The sequence below is a fragment of the Streptomyces desertarenae genome (assembly GCF_042681365.1).
Classification (GTDB): domain Bacteria; phylum Actinomycetota; class Actinomycetes; order Streptomycetales; family Streptomycetaceae; genus Streptomyces; species Streptomyces desertarenae.
Window position 1 is genome coordinate 12,437 of record NZ_JBHUFU010000007.1, and the last position, 16,309, is coordinate 28,745.

11 protein-coding genes are annotated in these 16,309 nt (G+C 76.7%); 1 reads left to right on the forward strand and 10 read right to left on the reverse strand.

Annotation, left to right across the window (positions count from 1 at the left end; genetic code table 11):
• Window positions 1–53: 53 nt before the first annotated feature.
• The 3 genes from ACFSJS_RS13180 to ACFSJS_RS13190 all read right to left on the reverse strand — a co-directional run bounded on the left by ACFSJS_RS13180 (window position 54) and on the right by ACFSJS_RS13190 (window position 5,753).
• Window positions 54–2,654 (reverse strand): glycoside hydrolase family 9 protein, encoded by a 2,601-nt coding sequence (locus tag ACFSJS_RS13180; protein WP_380900269.1) that lies wholly within the window; start codon window positions 2,652–2,654, stop codon window positions 54–56.
• Between the two features lie 395 nt (window positions 2,655–3,049).
• Entirely contained in the window at window positions 3,050–4,303 is a 1,254-nt protein-coding gene (locus ACFSJS_RS13185; protein WP_380899740.1) for an NAD(P)-binding domain-containing protein, read from the reverse strand.
• 16 nt (window positions 4,304–4,319) lie between these two features.
• Window positions 4,320–5,753 (reverse strand): carboxylate--amine ligase, encoded by a 1,434-nt coding sequence (locus ACFSJS_RS13190; protein WP_380899742.1) that lies wholly within the window; start codon window positions 5,751–5,753, stop codon window positions 4,320–4,322.
• 334 nt (window positions 5,754–6,087) lie between these two features.
• Between ACFSJS_RS13190 and ACFSJS_RS13195 the strand changes: the two genes are divergently transcribed.
• Window positions 6,088–7,179, forward strand: coding sequence for a glycoside hydrolase family 26 protein (locus tag ACFSJS_RS13195; RefSeq protein WP_380900271.1), 1,092 nt, complete (start codon window positions 6,088–6,090; stop codon window positions 7,177–7,179).
• Between the two features lie 131 nt (window positions 7,180–7,310).
• Here the strand turns inward: ACFSJS_RS13195 and ACFSJS_RS13200 are convergent, their stop codons facing one another.
• The 7 genes from ACFSJS_RS13200 to ACFSJS_RS13230 form a co-directional block, all read right to left on the reverse strand.
• On the reverse strand, window positions 7,311–8,144 hold the full coding sequence (locus tag ACFSJS_RS13200; protein ID WP_380899744.1) for a YveK family protein: 834 nt from the start codon (window positions 8,142–8,144) through the stop codon (window positions 7,311–7,313).
• 6 nt (window positions 8,145–8,150) lie between these two features.
• Window positions 8,151–9,380, reverse strand: coding sequence for a glycosyltransferase (locus ACFSJS_RS13205; RefSeq protein ID WP_380899746.1), 1,230 nt, complete (start codon window positions 9,378–9,380; stop codon window positions 8,151–8,153).
• Between the two features lie 70 nt (window positions 9,381–9,450).
• The gene (locus ACFSJS_RS13210; RefSeq protein WP_380899748.1) at window positions 9,451–10,281 is read right to left on the reverse strand and encodes a polysaccharide deacetylase family protein; all 831 of its coding nucleotides are present in this window, start codon (window positions 10,279–10,281) and stop codon (window positions 9,451–9,453) included.
• Window positions 10,271–12,004, reverse strand: coding sequence for a lipid II flippase MurJ (locus tag ACFSJS_RS13215; protein ID WP_380899750.1), 1,734 nt, complete (start codon window positions 12,002–12,004; stop codon window positions 10,271–10,273). Before ACFSJS_RS13215 ends, ACFSJS_RS13210 begins: the two co-directional genes overlap by 11 nt.
• The gene (locus ACFSJS_RS13220; protein WP_380899752.1) at window positions 11,992–13,479 is read right to left on the reverse strand and encodes an O-antigen ligase family protein; all 1,488 of its coding nucleotides are present in this window, start codon (window positions 13,477–13,479) and stop codon (window positions 11,992–11,994) included. Before ACFSJS_RS13220 ends, ACFSJS_RS13215 begins: the two co-directional genes overlap by 13 nt.
• 1 nt (window position 13,480) lies before the next feature.
• Window positions 13,481–15,025, reverse strand: a complete 1,545-nt coding sequence (locus tag ACFSJS_RS13225; RefSeq protein WP_380899754.1) for an exopolysaccharide biosynthesis polyprenyl glycosylphosphotransferase — start codon at window positions 15,023–15,025, stop codon at window positions 13,481–13,483.
• Window positions 15,022–16,278, reverse strand: coding sequence for a glycosyltransferase (locus ACFSJS_RS13230; protein WP_380899756.1), 1,257 nt, complete (start codon window positions 16,276–16,278; stop codon window positions 15,022–15,024). The genes ACFSJS_RS13225 and ACFSJS_RS13230 overlap by 4 nt, the downstream gene beginning before the upstream one ends.
• Between the last annotated feature and the right edge of the window lie 31 nt (window positions 16,279–16,309).

Below are 16,309 nucleotides of genomic sequence, written 5' to 3' on the forward strand. Positions count from 1 at the left end.
CCGTGGAGTGCCCCGGCCCCGGGTGGGAACCGTGCGGACGGCCGTGCGTCAGATCACTTGACCGTGCACCTGTTCCCGTTCAGGGAGACGGCGGTCGGGTTGGCCGCCTGTCCGCTGGAGGTGCCGTTGAAGCCGAAGTTCACGGTGCCGTTGACCGGAATGGTGCCGTTCCACTGGACGGGTTTGGCGACGACGTTCCGGCCCGTCTGGGTGATCCGGGCGTTCCAGACCTGGGTGATCTTCTGGTCGTCGGGGAAGGCCCAGGTCAGCTCCCAGCCGCCGAGCGCGGCGGTGCCGGTGTTCTTCACCGTCACGTTGCTGGTGAAGCCGCTGTTCCACCGGTGCGAGGTGTAGGTGACCTCGCAGGAGGCGTCCTCGCCCGGCTCCTCGCCCGGGCCTCCGTCGCCGCCGCCCGCGCCGAGGTCGTCCGCGTAGGAGGCGATCCAGGCCAGCGGGGCGTTCCAGTTGATGGTGATCTCGTTGGTGGCCCAGGACTCGATGTGGTCGATGTAGCACATCGCCGGGGCGCAGCCCTGGAGCCTGTCCTGGGCGATCGGGTCCTGGATGTCGACGTTCGGGCCGCCCGCGACCGAGCCCGGGGCGGGGTTGGGCAGGTCCGGGTCGAGCTGGTTCGCCCAGAACCGGTGGTGCTGGTTGCGGGAGTCGCGCTCGCCGTAGCCGGTGACGTAGGACTGGTTGAGCGGGTTGCGGCCCAGCAGGTAGTCCAGGCCGCGCAGCACCGCGTCGCGGTAGGCGGTCTCACCGGTCAGGTCGTGGGCGGTGGCCAGGACGACCATGTTGTTCAGCACCTGGCTGTTGGAGCCCCACACGTAGTGGTTGCCCTCCGGCGCGTAGGGCACGCCGTAGGCGGCGCCGCGGGAGTCGGCGGCGTAGCCGTCGGCGGCCTCGGTGACCATGTCCCGCACGGTCCGCGCCTGGCTGTCGGTCAGGTCGTTGGGGACGGTGGCCAGGCTGAGCGCCCCCAGGCCGGCGGTGGCGCCCCAGGAGAGGCCGCCGCGCGGGAAGACCGCGTCGGTGTCGCCGTGCAGCGGGGAGTTCAGGACCTCCTGGCGGTAGGTGTCCTTGCCGGTGGTGACGAACAGCTCGGCCGCGGCCCAGTAGAACTCGTCCCGCACGTCGTTGTCGCTGTAGGCGCCGCCGCCGACGCCGTCGTTCGGGTCGGCGAGCACGTCCGGGTGCGCCTTGGCGGCGGCCCACGCGGTCTCGGCCGCCTCCAGGCAGCGGGCGGCGAAGTCCGCGTCGTGGTCCTCGAAGAGGCGGGCGCACTGGGCGGCGGTGGCGGCCACGTTCAAGGTGGCGGCGGTGGACGGCGGGTGCAGCTCGCGGGGCTGCGGGTCCTGGTCGGGGCGGAGCGGCAGACCGGTCCACGCGCGGTCGTGGATCTTGTGGTGCGCCATGCCGGCGAGCTCCTCGCCCTCGGGCACCATCATCCGCATCAGGAAGTCCATCTGCCAGCGCGCCTCGTCCAGGACGTCCGGAACGCCGTTGCCGCGCTCGGGCACCCGCAGCTCGCCGTCGCCGAGCTCGGCGCCGTCGGCGCCCTCGGCGGTCAGGGTGCGCTCGTAGACGGACATCACCTGGGCGGCGGAGATGCCGCCGTTGACGACGTACTTGCCGTGGTCGCCGGCGTCGTACCAGCCGCCGGAGACGTCGAGGGTGTAGTCGCACACGCCCTCCTGGCAGGGCACCTCGGTGTCGCCCTGGTTGGGCGCGACGCCCACGTGGCCGGCGGGACGGGCGTACTCCTCCCCGACGAGGTCGGCGTCGATCTCGATGCCGCTGCGGTTGTGGTAGAAGTACGCGAGCGCGTCCGAGCGCAGCGAGTCGTACAGGTCGTCGCCGATGGCGAAGGGTTCGCTGGTCTCGCCGTCGATGGTGACGGTGTAGCCCTCGCCGGCCTCGGTGAAGCTGCCGAAGTCGAAGGTGTGGACGTTCTGCCGCGAGGTCGGGTCGACGCCCTTCGGGGTGGTGGTGCCGGACGCCTTCCGGTTGCCGTCGGCGTCCTGGAGCGTCCAGGTCAGGGCGGTGGTCTTCTCGGTGACGAAGGTACCGCTCTTGGGGCCCTCGGTGAGGTAGCCGACCTGGTTGACGCGGACGGGCGAGCCGGTGTCGGGCTCGTACACGGGAGGTTCGGCGCCGCCGGTCAGCGAGACGTCGTCCACGCAGAAGGTGTACGCCTCCTCGCTGCCGCCGATCTGGAAGGCGAGCTGGGCGGCCTCGTGGTCGCCGCCCGAGGTGAACACGTGGGTGAAGGTGGTGGCCTCCTCGGTGACCTGGTCGGCCGAGGAGTGCTCGGTGGTCCACGGCTCGGTGGCCATCTGCACGTTGGTGCGGACGGTGATCGGCACCGTGGCGCTGGCGGTGAAGCTCAGCTCGTAGCCCTCGCCCGCGGCGAGCGGGATGCCGTTCTGCCCGACGATGGCGTCCCAGGGGTTCTCGGTGCCCGCGGGCACCTCGGCGCACAGGCGGCCGTCCACGACCGAGCCGGGGCTGTTCTCCGTCCACCACCAGCCGGTGGTGCCTGCCGAGAAGTCGCCGTTGGCTATCAGTTCGGGGCCGTCGGCGGACTCCGCCGCGAAGACGGGTGCGGACAGGGCCCCGGCCAGCAGTCCGGCTGCGGCCAGCGCGCCCAGCGCGCGCCGTCTGCCGCGGCGGGAGCGGCCCGGCGCCTGTGGCTGGTGGGGCGGATGAGGTGTCACTGTTCGGTCCTTCCGGCGGGATGGATCGGGTGGGGACGACGCGACGGCATGCGGCTGCGGCGCTCCGGCAATCGTCTGGGAGCGCTCCCATGCATCGTGGGGTGCATGACAGGAAGCGTCAAGACGTGCGACGGCACCAACAGCCGCTCCCCGCGCGCTGCGTCGGGAGCGGACCGCCCCCGGGGCGTGTGCCGCGTCCCCGGCGGCCCGCCCGGCGCGGGCCGCCGGACGGCCGGGTTCCGCCGCGCGGCCGACACGTGGCGGAACCTTTCACCTCACCCGCGGACGCGCTCCGGGAACGCCCGCCCCGGCCCGCGCGCCGACCGGGCTCACCCCAGGGAGGCGGTGGCGCGGGAGGCCCGCCGGCTGCGGGGCACCGTGGTCGGGCGGCGTCCGGCCGTCCGGCGCAGCACACCGCGCACCAGCCGCTCCGCGGTGAACGCGGCCCCGTAGACGAACCGCATCGACGGCCCGAACGACGGGGCCGTGAGGAGTCCCGCGAAGAACAGGCCCGGCACGGAGGACTCGAAGCGGCCGTCCACCTCCGGGGCCCGGCTGGTCCCCGCCAGCCTCAGGTGGTTGCGGACGGAGGGGTCCAGCAGGTCCAGCCGTGCCACGTCCGGGACGAAACCGGTGGCGGCCACCACGTGGTCGGTGTCCAGGGTGGTCGACCCCCGCGTGTTCTCCAGGGTCAGCCGCACACCGCCGCCCGAGGGGACGGCCGCCCGCAGCCGGTGCCCGAGCAGGACCGGGATCCTGCTCTCCACCCGGTCGCGCAGCCACCAGGCGCCGGCCGGGCCCAGCGCCGTGGCCGCGATCCTCGCCCGCAGGGAGCCGGGCAGCCGGCGCACCGCCCAGGGGGCCTCGGCCCACACCCAGCTCGACCAGCCCGTCCCCAGCCCGCCGTGCGGATCGCGCAGCGCGTGCAGCAGGGGGCGCTTCAGGGGCTGCGGCGGGGTGTTCCAGCTGACGTGCCCGGCGCGGGCCACCACCCGGGGGTGGGCGCCGCACTCGGCCAGCAGCGCGGCGGTCTCCAGGGCGGCCTGCCCGGCGCCGATCACCGTGACGTCCCGGCCCCGGAAGCCCGACAGGTCCCGGTGGTGGCTGCTGTGCGAGACCAGGCCCCGGGGGAGCGCGCGCAGCGGCTCGGGGCGGTGGACGAACGGCATCACGCCGATCGCCAGGGCCACGGTCCGCGCCGCGACCAGTTCGCCGCCCTCGGTCTCCACCAGGAAGCCCTCGGACCGCGGCCGTACGGCGGTGATCCTCTCCTCCTCGACCGCCGGCACGGCCGTCCGCCCGAACCACAGCCCGTACTCGGTGAAGGCGCCGATCGGCAGCGGCGTGCCGTGTTCGGCCCGCAGCCCCCGGGAAGCGCACCAGGCGGCCAGGGTGTGCTCGCCGGAGGGGTCGGAGAGGTTGGACGCCCACGGCTCGGACTTCAGGAACATCCCCCCGGGCATGTGGTCGCGCCAGGAGGCCATCGGCCTGCCGAACGTCCGCAGCCTGAGCCCGGCCGCCGCCGCGTGGGAGGCGATCGACAGTCCGTAGGGGCCTGCGCCCACCACTACCAGGTCGTACATGGTCGGTTCCCGCTCTCTATCGTCGTGGGGTCGTCGCGCCGCCGGGATGTCCGCAGGCGCCGGTCTGGTCGGCGCCGCCGGCGCGCGCGGGTTGTGCGGGGGGCACGGTCCCGGGCCCGGCGTGCGGCGTCCGCTGCCGGGTGCGCCGCAGCGCCTTCCGCCCGCCCTGCCCGAGCCAGGTGGCCGCCATGGCCAGGAAGGGCCCCGGGTCGTCGGCGGCGAACCAGGCGTTCTCGGTGCTCCGCCCCTTCCACCGGGAGCCCCCGGCGTCCCCGGTGTCCGGCCGGTGCCCGGACGCGGCGCGGGCGCGCCGGGCGGCGGTGAACGGCAGCGGGAGGGAGGGCAGCGCGGCCAGCGAGGAGGCCAGGGCGTAGTTCTCGGCGCGGAAGAGCCGGCCGAGGACCGGTTCGGACGGAGCGGTGGTGCGCCCGGTGAGGTCCAGGTGCAGGGCCCGCACGACGTCCAGCCCCGAGCGGTCGGTGAAGAGCCTGAACTGCGCCCCGGGGCGGGGGTTGAAGTCCAGCAGCTGGTAGGTGCCGCTGCCGGTGTCGTACCGGAAGTCCAGGTCGAGGATGCCCCGGTAGTCCAGGTGCTTGGCCAGCCGGTGGGCGGCCTCCTCCAGATCGGGGTTGGGCAGCCAGCGCCCGACGGCCGTCAGCCCGGCGCCCACCGGCCAGGAGCGCTCCTTGCGCCCCGCGCCGCCGGCCAGGCAGGCGGCCCCGTCGGCGTAGCAGCCGTGGAAGAACCAGTCGGTCCCCGGGCCGCCGGGTACGCGGCGCTGGAGCAGCAGCGGGCTGCCCGCCTCCCCGGCGCGCGCGTACAGGGCGCGCGCCTCCTCGGCCGAGTCCACGACGGTGGTGCTGCGCAGCCCCCCGCCCTGGGGCAGCAGCCAGGGCCGGCTCCACTTGGCGACCACCGGGAGCCCCAGTTCCCGCACCGCCGCGTCCACGTCGGCGGTGCTGTGCGGGATCACCGTCGGCGGGTGCGGGACGTCCAGCTCCCGGCAGAGCGCGGCCAGTTCCGCCTTGTCTGCCACCCGCAGCGGCAGCCCGGGCGGCTGGGCCGGCAGCAGGAAGCGGCCGGAGAGGCGGCCGGAGAGGCGGGCCGCGGCGATGGCGCCCAGGTCGTCCATGGGGATCAGCACGGCGGGACGCCCGATGCGGTCGGAGATCTGGCGCAGCGTCCGCTCCAGCCGCTCGTCCGACGCCCCGTCGGCACCGGCCGTCTCGCCCGTGCGGTGCGCGCCGAACACGCCGTCGGCGGGCAGGTGGTGGCCCCGGTACAGGTACCGGGAGCGGCCGATGGGGCTCAGCGGGGACTCGACGACGGCGTGGACCTCGATCCCGGCGCGCCCCAGGGACCTGACGGCCCCCAGCGTGCCGTGGTGGAAGGGATTCCGGTCGATCCGGAACAGCAGTGCGGGCACATCGGTGTCGAACGGTGGCGGCATGTCAGCGGTCCTCGGTTTTTCCGTTGGTTTTCTCTGAGGTCTTGCCGTCGGCCTCGACGGGTATCGACTCATTGGCTCCCCAACCATCCGAGCATTTCCCCCGCACCATTGGTCCGAGCGAGCGAGGAAAATCGCGAACGGGTTATCAGAAAGCAGTCGGGCGGCTCATTCGAGAGATTCTCCGATTAGTGTCGGTGAGAACTGGAGCAGGGCCGGGGAGGCGGGCGGACCGTTCCGGCGACGCAGTCGAGGAGGCACAGTGCCCGGACGACACCGCAGACCGGCCGGAGGCAGCCGGCACCGCAGGCCGGCACCACCGGGGCGCCGCCGCAGGCTGACGGCCGCGTGCGTGGGGGCGGTCACGGCCGGGGCGCTCGTCGCCGGCGGGGCCGTGGCGACCGACGTGTTCACCGACGGCGCGCAGCCGGCGCACCCCCGGCCGTCGACGCGCGGCGTGGCCATGGGCGCCTTCCTGGGTTCGGGCTCGGACGGGGTGCGGCGGATCGCCGGCCTGAGCCGGTGGCTCGGCGGCGCGAACGTGCGGGTGGCCCACACCTACCTGCCCGGCGACACCTGGGAGCGCATCGAGAGCGACCGCTACTTCCTGCGTCCCTGGGCCGAGTGGCGGCGCGCCGCCCCCGATCGCCTGTTCGTGCTGAACGTGCCGATGCAGGCGCGCAACGAGGCCGGCCTCTCCGACGACGAGGTGCGCGGACTGCTCTCCCGGGGCGCGGAGGGGCACTTCGACCACCACTTCCGGGAACTGGCCGGGCACCTGGTCGCCGAGGGGCTGACCGACGCGGTGATCGTGCTGGGCTGGGAGATGAACGGCACCACCTACACCCACCGCTGCGCGCCCGACCCGCAGGCGTGGAAGACGTACTGGAGGCGCATCGTCGCCGCCATGCGATCGGCTCCCGGCCAGGAATTCCGCTTTGATTTCGCACCCAACCGCGGACGGGACGCGATTCCCTGGACGGAGTGCTACCCGGGTGACGACGTGGTGGACATCATCGGAATGGACTCCTACGACCAGGCGCCGGGCGAGACGTTCGACGACCAGGTGAACCAGCCCTACGGACTGAAACACCAGGTGGATTTCGCGGCCGAGCGCGGAAAGCCCTTTTCCTACCCCGAATGGGGGCTGTTCCGCAGGGGCGACAACGCCGAGTACATGCGGCGGATGCTGGAGTGGATCGCGCGGCGGAAACCGCTCTACCACACCATCAGCGACTACTGCCCGCACGGCGTCTGGCGGTGTTCGGAGAACCCGAGGTCCTCCGCCGTCTTCCGGGCGGTGATGTCGGCGGACGGGGGCCGGCCCGGGCGCTTCCCCGGGTTCTGCGTGGACCTGGGCGACTGGCTCGGCGGCTGGTTCCGCGACCGCCGGGTGTGCGTCTCCTTCTCCTGGGGACGCAGGCCCTAGCCGCGCCGGAGTCCGCGCCGGCGCGGACTCCTCCCGGTGGACGGGTGTGCCCTCCGGCGCGCACGGCACCGGAGGGCGGGGCGGCCGGCGGTGCCGGGCGGCCCGCCCCCGCGGCACCGGTCCGGTGGCCGTCACCGCGGGGGCCTCCGGTCACCGCGGTGGCGGTCGTCCCGCCTCCGGTCCGCGGTGGTGGTCCGGGCGGCGGGGCCCGCCGGCACCGGGTCGGGTTCGGCCTCCCCGGACCCCCCGCCGCTCCCCGTGCCCTCGGCGCTGCCCGCGGGCGCGGGCACGACGCCGGGGAAGGCCGGGTCCTCGCGGCGCCCGCGCGGGGACGCCAGGAGCACGAGGCCGCCGGTGAGCCCTCCGGCGCAGGCGCCCACGGCGGCGGCGAGCGGGAGCGAGGGCGAGGTCGGCTCGGTGGGCGCCAGCGCCGGGGAGAACAGCGACAGCTGCACCCCGGTGCTGGTGACGGTCCGGTTGCCGACCCGGACCAGGGCGTCGGCGACCGCGTTGGCGACGTCCGCGGCCTCGCCGGGGCTCGACGCGGTGCCGGTGACCTCCACCATGGGGGCGTCCGGGGAGGTGGCCGCCCGCACGCCGTCGCGCAGGTCGTCCACGGTCGCCCCGGTCGCGCCCCGCGCCTCGACCAGGACGGCGGTGTCGGTGGCGATGCGCCCGTACGCCTGGGCGAACCCGAGCGCCGTGGCGGAGTCCGTCCCGGCGCCCGGCACCACGGCCACGTAGCCGGTCGCGGTGTACTGGGGCGCGGCGAGCAGGCCGTAGGCCGCCCCGCCGGCCAGGCCCAGCAGGACGCCCAGGGCCGGGGGCCCCCAGGAGGGCAGGGGGGAGGCCCACCGCGGGAGCCGTCCGAGGCTGCGGAGCCGCGCCAGGCCCGGAAGGCGGGGAGAGCGGTCCTGCGGGCGGGCGGGGGACGCGGGGGGGCGGGTCGTGAGCGACTGGGTCACGGGAGCTCACCTCTTCGTGGTCGGGGCGGATGCCGGAGAGGACGGGGACGGCAGGGGCACGGGGCGTGCGGGCCGGACGGCGCGCGCCGTCGTGCGGGCGGTGCGCGCGGCGGCACGCTCGTGGAGTTCCTCGTACAGGGACATGAGCCGGTCGGCGCTGCGGCCGACGTCGTAGCGGCGCACGGCCTCGCACACGGGGGCGCGGCGCCTGCCGGCCGGCACCGACGACGGCTCCCGCAGCGCGGTCACCAGGCTCCGCACCCCCGGTGCGACCCGGCGCGCGCCGGGCGCGTGGCCGGGCGGCAGCTCGTCGACCGCCGGGCAGGTCACGTGGAGCACGGGCAGCCCGGCGGCCAGTGCCTCCAGCACCGCCAGGCCGAAGGACTCCTCGGCCGACGGGGAGACGAACACGTCCATGGCGCTGAGCAGCCCGGGGATGTCCGGGGCGCCGCCGGGGCCGTCCCCCGCCGCGCCGCCGCACTCCCCCAGCAGCCGGACGCGGTCGGCCGCCCCGAGCCCGGCGGCCAGTTCGCGCAGCCGCTCCCGCTCCGGGCCGTCGCCGGCCAGGACCAGGTGGGCGCCGGGCAGCTGGGCGACCGCCCGCACCGCGACGTCGAAGCGCTTGCCGGGCACCAGCCGGCCCACCCCGCCGACCACCAGGGCGTGGGCGGGCAGGCCCAGGCGGGTGCGCACGGACGCGCGCACCACCGGATCGAAGCGGAACCGGGCGGCGTCGATGCCGTTGGGGATCACACGGAGGCGGGAGCCGGGGACGCCCCAGCGGCGCAGCCGGGCGGCGACGGTGGTGGAGACCGCCACCGTCGCCGAGCCCAGGCGTTCGGTGGCCAGGTACAGGGCGCGGTTGCCCGGGGTGAGCGGGCGGCCCTCGATCATGCGCTCGCCGATGGAGTGCTCGGTGGCGACCACGGTCCGCGTCCCGGCCATCCTGGCGGCGATCCGGCCGTAGACGCAGGCCCGGTACAGGTGGGTGTGGACGATGTCGTAGCGTCCGGCCCGGATGAGGTCCGCCAGCCGGGGCAGGGCCGACAGGTCGCGGTTGCCGCGCATCCCCAGGTGGGTGACGGCCGTTCCGTCCGCCTCGATGCCGTCGGCGACCGCGCCGGGGTTGGTGAGGGTGACGACGTCGCAGCACAGCGGCAGGTGGCGCAGCAGCAGCCGGAGCTGCTGCTCGGCCCCGCCGGCCCCGAGGCCGGTGATGACGTGCAGGATCCTCACCGGCCCTCCCCCGCCGCCGGTGCCGCGGCGGGGCCCGCCGAAGTCCCCGCGGGGGCCGGGCGGACCGGGCTCACCGTCCGGCTCCGGTGCGGGGGGCGCCGGCGGCCGGGGCGGTGGGGCCGCTGGGCAGGGCCCGCCGGCGCAGCGGGTGCAGCAGCCGCTTGGCGTGCAGCCGCAGGGAGTCGTCGGACTCGCCGACGTGGACGCGGGGCAGGGCGTGCACCGACGTCAGCGGGCCGGGGTCGATGGCGCAGGCGTACTCGTAGCCCGCCGCGCGCACGGCTCCCACCGCGCGGTGGTCGATCGTGCCGTAGGGGTAGCAGAAGCCCCGCACGGAGCGGCCCGTGACCTCCTCCAGCAGCAGGCGGCTGCCCTCGGTCTCCCGGCGCAGGGTGTCGTCGTCGGTGCCGGTGAGGTCGAGGTGGAGCATCCCGTGGGAGCCGATCTCCATCCCGGCGCCGAGGGCGGCGCGGATCCCGGCCTCGGTCAGCAGCGGCTTGCGGGGACCTTGCGGGTCCCACGCGTTGGTGCCGCCGAGCCTGCCGGGCAGGACGAACACGGTCGCGGTGCAGCCGTGGTGGCGCAGCAGGGGCACGGCCTCCTCGATGAAGTCGGCGTAGCCGTCGTCGAAGGTCAGGCCCACCAGGCGGGCGCCCCGGCCGGCGGCGCGCTCGCGCAGCAGCTCGGCCACGCCCACGCCGCGCAGCCCGCGCCGGCGCAGCCAGCGCAGCTGGCGGTCCAGCCGGCCCGGGGAGACGGTGATGTCGTAGGGGTCCTCGGTGTGCCGGGCCACCGAGTGGTACATCAGCACCCAGGGGCGCACCGGGCGGTGCCGGGGCAGCGATGCGGTCGCGGTGCCGGGGGCGGCGGGCGCGGGGGCGTGTGCCGGGTCAGCGGACATGGCGGAACCTTCGTGTGAGGGCGGTGAGCAACTGCGGTACCTCCGGGGCGCGGACGGCGAGCGCCGCGCCCGCGAAGGCGGCCGGGACGACCACGCCCCCGGCCAGGGCGGTGGGCAGCGGTGAGGGCAGCAGCGGAGCGGCGGCCCAGCCGGCCGCGCCGGCGACGGCCGCGGCCGCGGCCAGGCGGCCCAGGCCGGCGGTCACCGCGCCCGCCCGGATGGGCAGGATCCGGGTGCGCAGGCCGCCCAGGAGCAGCAGCGCGGTGGTGGTGATCCCGGCCGCGTTGGCGGCCGCGATGCCGTGGACGCCCCAGCGGGGCGCGGCCAGTGCGCCGGCCGCGACGGTGAGCAGCAGTCCGGCGGCCATCGCGCCGGCCGGGTACCAGGTGGGCCGGGAGGTGGAGAAGAACGGCCGCACCAGGGCGCCGGCCAGGGTGTGGCCGAGCAGTCCGAGGGCGTAGACGCGCATGACCGAGGCGGTGGCCTCGGTGTCGCCGGCGGCGAACGCGCCGCGCTGGAAGAGCAGTTCGACGATCTGGGGGGCGTAGGCGACGACGTACGCGGCACCGAGCAGCACCACCACGGCGGCCAGCACCAGGTCGCGCTCCACCCGCTGCCTGGCCTGCTCGGGGCGGCCGTCCGCCATGGCGCGGGCGACCAGCGGGAAGGTGACCGTGCACAGCAGCAGGGAGAACGTCATGGGAAGTTGGGCGATCTTCTGCGCGTAGTTCAGGTGCGAGATGGCCCCGGGTGGCAGCTCGGAGGCCAGGAAGCGCTCGACGAGCACCTGGGACTGGCGGAAGACGGCGAAGACGGCCACGGGCGCGAGCACGGCCCCGCCCACCAGGGCCGCGGCGCGCGGACCGGAGCGGCCGCTGCCGCGCACCGCGCCCCCGCTCCCCCGCGTCCGGGCGCGCGGGCGGGGCGCGCGGACGGCGGGGACGGCGCGCGCGGTCATGTGCCGCCAGAAGGCCGGGAGCTGGACGAGGACCATCGCCAGGCTTCCCGCCGCCACCCCGAACGCTGCGGCGCGCACGCCCCACCGCGCGTACAGGGCCAGCGTGGCGGTGATGATGACGAGGTTGTAGGAGAGGTAGATCGTCGCGGGCGGCACGAAGCTGCGGTGGGCGCGCAGGGCGGCGCTGAAGTAGCCGGCCGTGCCGAAGCCGAGCACCGTCAGGGCGGTCAGCCGGGTGCAGTCCACCGCCAGGGCGGGGTCCGCGAGTCCGGGGGCGAGGGCGTCCACCAGGTGGGGCGCGAGGAGGGCGGCGGCCCCCGCGGCGCACGCCAGGGCCAGCAGCAGCCGCGGAAGGGTGGCCGCCAGCAGGGCTCGGACGGGGTCGCCGGCCGCCTCCGGGCCCTTCGGTCCGCCGGGGCCGCCGGCCGCCGCGGCGCGCCGGGAGAGCGCGAGGCTGAACGCCGGCACCAGCACCAGCGCCATGGCGTCCTCGATCAGGAGCGTCGCGGCGAACTCCGGGATCGTCCAGGCGACCAGGAAGGCGTCGGTGTCGCTGCCCGCCCCGAAGAGGTGGGCGACGGTCTGGTCGCGCACGAGTCCGAGGAAGGAGCCCGCCGCGGTCAGGACGGCGGTGACGGCCGCGGCGCGGGCGACGAACCGTCCGCCGGGGGCGGGACTCTTCCGGGTCCCGGCGCGGGCGGGGGCCCCGGGGCCCGCCGGCGGGGGCGTGGGGGGCGCGGCGGGTGCGGTGCTCACCGTCGGCACACCTCCCTCCGCCGGGACGTGGTGGGCTCCCCCGCCGCCGCGGGCGGCAGGGCCCACCGGGCGGCCAGCCCGAGGACCAGGGCGGTCAGGACGGTGGAGGGGCCGCCGATGTCGGCGTAGAGGAAGTCGACGCAGGTCAGGACGAGCAGGCCGACGGCGGCCAGCCCGCAGTCCGCCCCGCGGTCCCGGCGCCGGCCGGTGCCGGGACCGGTGCCGCGCGCGGCGCGCAGCCGCCGTACGCCCAGGACCAGCAGCGCCGCCCAGCAGCCGGTGAACGCCAGGGCGCCCACCGTGCCCTGCTCGGCCAGGAGGAGCAGGTACATGTTGTGCGGCGAGAGCAGCGGCTGGCGGTGGAAGTCGTGGCCCGCTCCGGCGGTGTCGCTCGCCGCGGAGAGGGCGAGGGAGGCGTGGGTGTCGCGGTGGTCGGGGAAGCCCTTGGGGCCCACTCCGGTGACCGGGTCCTCGCGCCACATCGCCAGGGCGGCGGCCCACATGGCGTACCGGTCGGTCACCGACTGGTCGGGCGCCTCGGCGACCTGTGTGATGCTGCTCGCCCGTTCGGCGACGAGCTCGCCGCCCACCCCGGCTCCGCCGACCAGGACGACGGCGGCGGCCGCCAGCGCGGCCAGGGTGCGCAGCGCCGTCCGCACGCCGGCCAGGAACAGCACCGCGGTGCAGGCCGCCGCGGTGGAGATCCACGCCCCGCGGCTGAAGGAGAGGGCCAGCGGAACCACCAGGACGGCCGCGGCGGCCAGGGCCGCGGCCCGCCGTCTGCGGGAGGTGCCGGGCGGCGGGGCCAGCCCCGCCGCCAGGGCGATCACGATGCCGCAGGAGACCGCCGTGGACATCCCCATGACGTCCAGCGGGCCGAAGGTGCCCACGGCCCGGATGTCCTCCCCCTGGTAGGAGGCGCCGGTCCCGGTGAGGAACTGGTGGACGCCGACCGCGCCCTGGAGCAGCGCGACCGCCACCAGGGCGGCGGCCAGCAGCCGCAGGTGCCGCCGCGAGCGCAGCGTGAGCACCACGGCGGCCGGGACCAGGACGAAGACCTGGAGCAGCCGGGCGAACCCGGCGAGCGAGGCGGCCGGGTCGCGGGAGGCGACGGTGGCCAGGGCCAGCGCCACGGCGGGGGCCGCCAGCACGGCGGCCGCCACGGCGTCCAGCGGGCGCGTCCGGGTGCGCAGCGCGCGCAGCGCCGGCACGGCGGCGCAGGCGACCAGGAGCACCGAGGCGGCGTCGGCGACGGTGGCGCCCCCGCCGCCGACCACGTCGTCGGGGGTGCGGGCGGGGACGGGCACGCACACCAGCAGGGCGGTGGCGAGGGCCGGCAGCGCCGACCGGTTCTCCGCCACCCACCCGCGGAGCCGCGCGGCGGCCCTCCGGCCCGCTCCCCGGGCCGTGCGCCGCCCCGCCGGGAGCGGCGGCGCGGGGTGCGGGGCGCGGGGAGCGGCGGCCGCCGTGGTGACCTCGGACACCTCAGCTTCCCCCGGGCCGCAGGAGGGAGCCGGCGGTGTGGAGCAGGATGCGGACGTCCCGCCACAGGGTCCAGGTGTCGATGTAGTGGTTGTCGAACCGCGCCCGGTCCTCGATGGAGGTGTCGCCGCGCAACCCGTGCACCTGGGCCAGCCCGGTGATCCCGGCGGGCATCCGGTGGCGGGCCGCGTAGCCGGGGTGGAGCTGGCTGAAGCGCTGGACGAAGTAGGGGCGCTCGGGGCGCGGGCCGACCAGGCTCATGTCGCCGCGCAGGACGTTCCACAGCTGCGGCAGCTCGTCCAGCGAGGTGCGGCGCAGCACATGGCCGACCGCGCTCATCCGCCGGTCGTCGGCGACGTTCCAGCGCGTCGCCGACTCGTGCTCGTCGCGCGGCCGCAGGGTGCGGAACTTCAGCACCGTGAAGGGCCGTCCGTCCCCTCCGATCCGCTCCTGGCGGAAGATCACCCCCGGGCCGTCGGCGATCCGGACGGCCAGGGCGCAGGCCAGCAGGACGGGTGCGGCGGCCGCCAGCGCCACGGCCGCGACCACGACGTCCAGGGCCCGCTTGCGGCGCAGTCCGGCCGGGCGGCGCCGGGGGGCGGGGTCCAGGCGGCGGCAGGCGAAGCCCCACAGGTGGTCGCCTCCGCGGAAGCGGGGGCCGGCGGCGGGGACGGCGGTCCGGGCCGCCTCGCCGACGAGCCAGACCGTGCAGTCCAGTTCCCCGAAGAGCGGCACGAGCGCCGCGGTCTCCGGGTCGGAGGCGGGGTCGCAGGTGAACACCGCGTCCCGCACGGAGTTCTGGATGGCGGCGCGGACGATCTCCTCGTCCCGGGTGAGCACCGGGAGGGGGATGGGGGCGTCCCCGGCTGCCCCGTCCCCCTCGTCCGTACCGGGGGCGGGGCCGCCGGGGTCGACCATCCCGACCGGGCGCAGCCCGTACTCGGGGTGCTCCTGGAGGGCGGCGGTGATCCGGCGTCCGGCCGGGCCGGCGCCGATCACCAGGGCCGAACGCGGCCGGCGCCGGCCCGCCAGCCGCCGTCCGGAGTGGACCGCCCCGCGGGCGGCGCACGCCAGCAGCGCGTGGGCGGCCACCACGGCCGGCAGGGTGGCCCACCCCAGGGCGTCGCCGGGGTGGAGGGCCGCGAGCACCGCCGCCGCCGCGCACCAGGCGGCCGCGACGCGGCCGAGCAGGGCGGGCAGTTCGTCGAGCGCGGAGGCGGTCAGGGCGGTGCGGTACAGGCCGCCGCGCGCGTTGAGCGGCAGCAGGACGGCCGGCAGGAGCAGGGAGAACAGCGCCAGCGGGAGGAGGCTGGGGCCTCCGCCGCCGGACGGGGTGGCCGCCGGGACCGCCACCGCGAGCGCCACGAGGCAGTCGGAGGCCGCCAGCGTCCCCGCGGCGCGGCGGCGGTGCACGTTCCCCGGGCGCGGCGGCATGAGGCGGGCGGCCGGGCCGCGCGGCGGGCCGACGTGGGGGGCCGGGCGGTCTCTGGATTCCGGTGGCGGCAGGACCTGACTCGTCTTGGCTGTCCCGGCGTTCTCCGTGGTCATCGCCTGGTGCACTCCCTGGCATCGGGGTGAGGAAGGACGGACTGGTGGGTGGAGGGGTGGAGGGGGAGGTGGAAGGGCGCGGTGAGGGGGCCGCCCGCGGGCGCGGCCCGTTCGGCCAGCACCTCGGCGTACAGCTCCGCGATCCGCTGCGCCGTCCGCCGCACGTCGTGGGCGGCCACGACGTGTTCGCGGGACCGCAGCCCCAGTTCGCGCCGCAGCGGCGGGTCGGTGAGCAGGGCGGTCAGCGCGCGGGCCAGCGCGGCGGGGTCCTCCGGCGGCACCGCGAAGTCGGCGGCGCGGCCTGCGGGGAGGCTCTCGGCCGCGCCGGTCACCGAGGTGACCACCACGGGGCGGCCGCAGGCCATCGCCTCCAGCGGCACCAGGGCCATGCCCTCCCAGCGGGAGGGCAGCACGACCGCGTCGGCCGCCGCGTACCAGGGCGCGGTGTCCCCGGCCGCTCCGGCGAACAGCACCCGGTCGCCGGCCGCGGCGCCCAGGTCACGCCGCCAGGGACCGTCGCCGACGAGGACCAGCCGGGCGCCGGGGACGCGGGCGGCGACCGCCGGCCAGGCCCGCAGCAGCACGTCCTGCCCCTTCTGCCGGCACAGCCGTCCGACGCAGACGGCCACGGGGGCGTGCGGGGGCACTCCCGCGAGCGCGGGGAGAGTGGCGCGGGCGCGGGCGCGGGCAGCCTCGTCCGCCGGGCGGAAGCGTTCGACGTCCACGCCGTTGCGGACCACTGCCCAGCGGGCGCGCACGCCGGCCCGCACGCCGCGGAGGCGCTCGTCCTCGGCGACGCACAGGACACGGTCCGCCCAGCGGGCCCCCAGCCGCTCCCAGCGCCGGGCGAGCCGTGCGGTGGCCCCGCCGACGGCGTCGAAGGACCAGGCGTGGGGCTGGTGGACGGTGGGCACTCCGCCGCGCAGGGCGAGCCGGACGGCCAGCCCGGCCTTGGCGCTGTGGGTGTGCACCAGGTCGGGCCCGATCCGCCGGACCAGCCGGGCGGCGCGGACGGTCTCGCCGTACAGGCCCGGCCCCGGCTCCCGCCGCGCCGGCCAGTCGACCACCTCGGCCCCGGCCGCGGCGGCGTCGCGGCCCAGCACCCCGCCGGGCGGGCAGGCCACCACGGCACGGATCCCGGCCTCGGTCTGGGCCCTCACCAGGTCGGTGACGACCCTGGCGACGCCTCCCTCGACGGGCTGCGACAGGTGCAGCACCGTTGCGGGACACGCCTTCTCCTCGTTTCGAGGCACGCGGAACTCCCCTGTGAACCAACACGCGAAA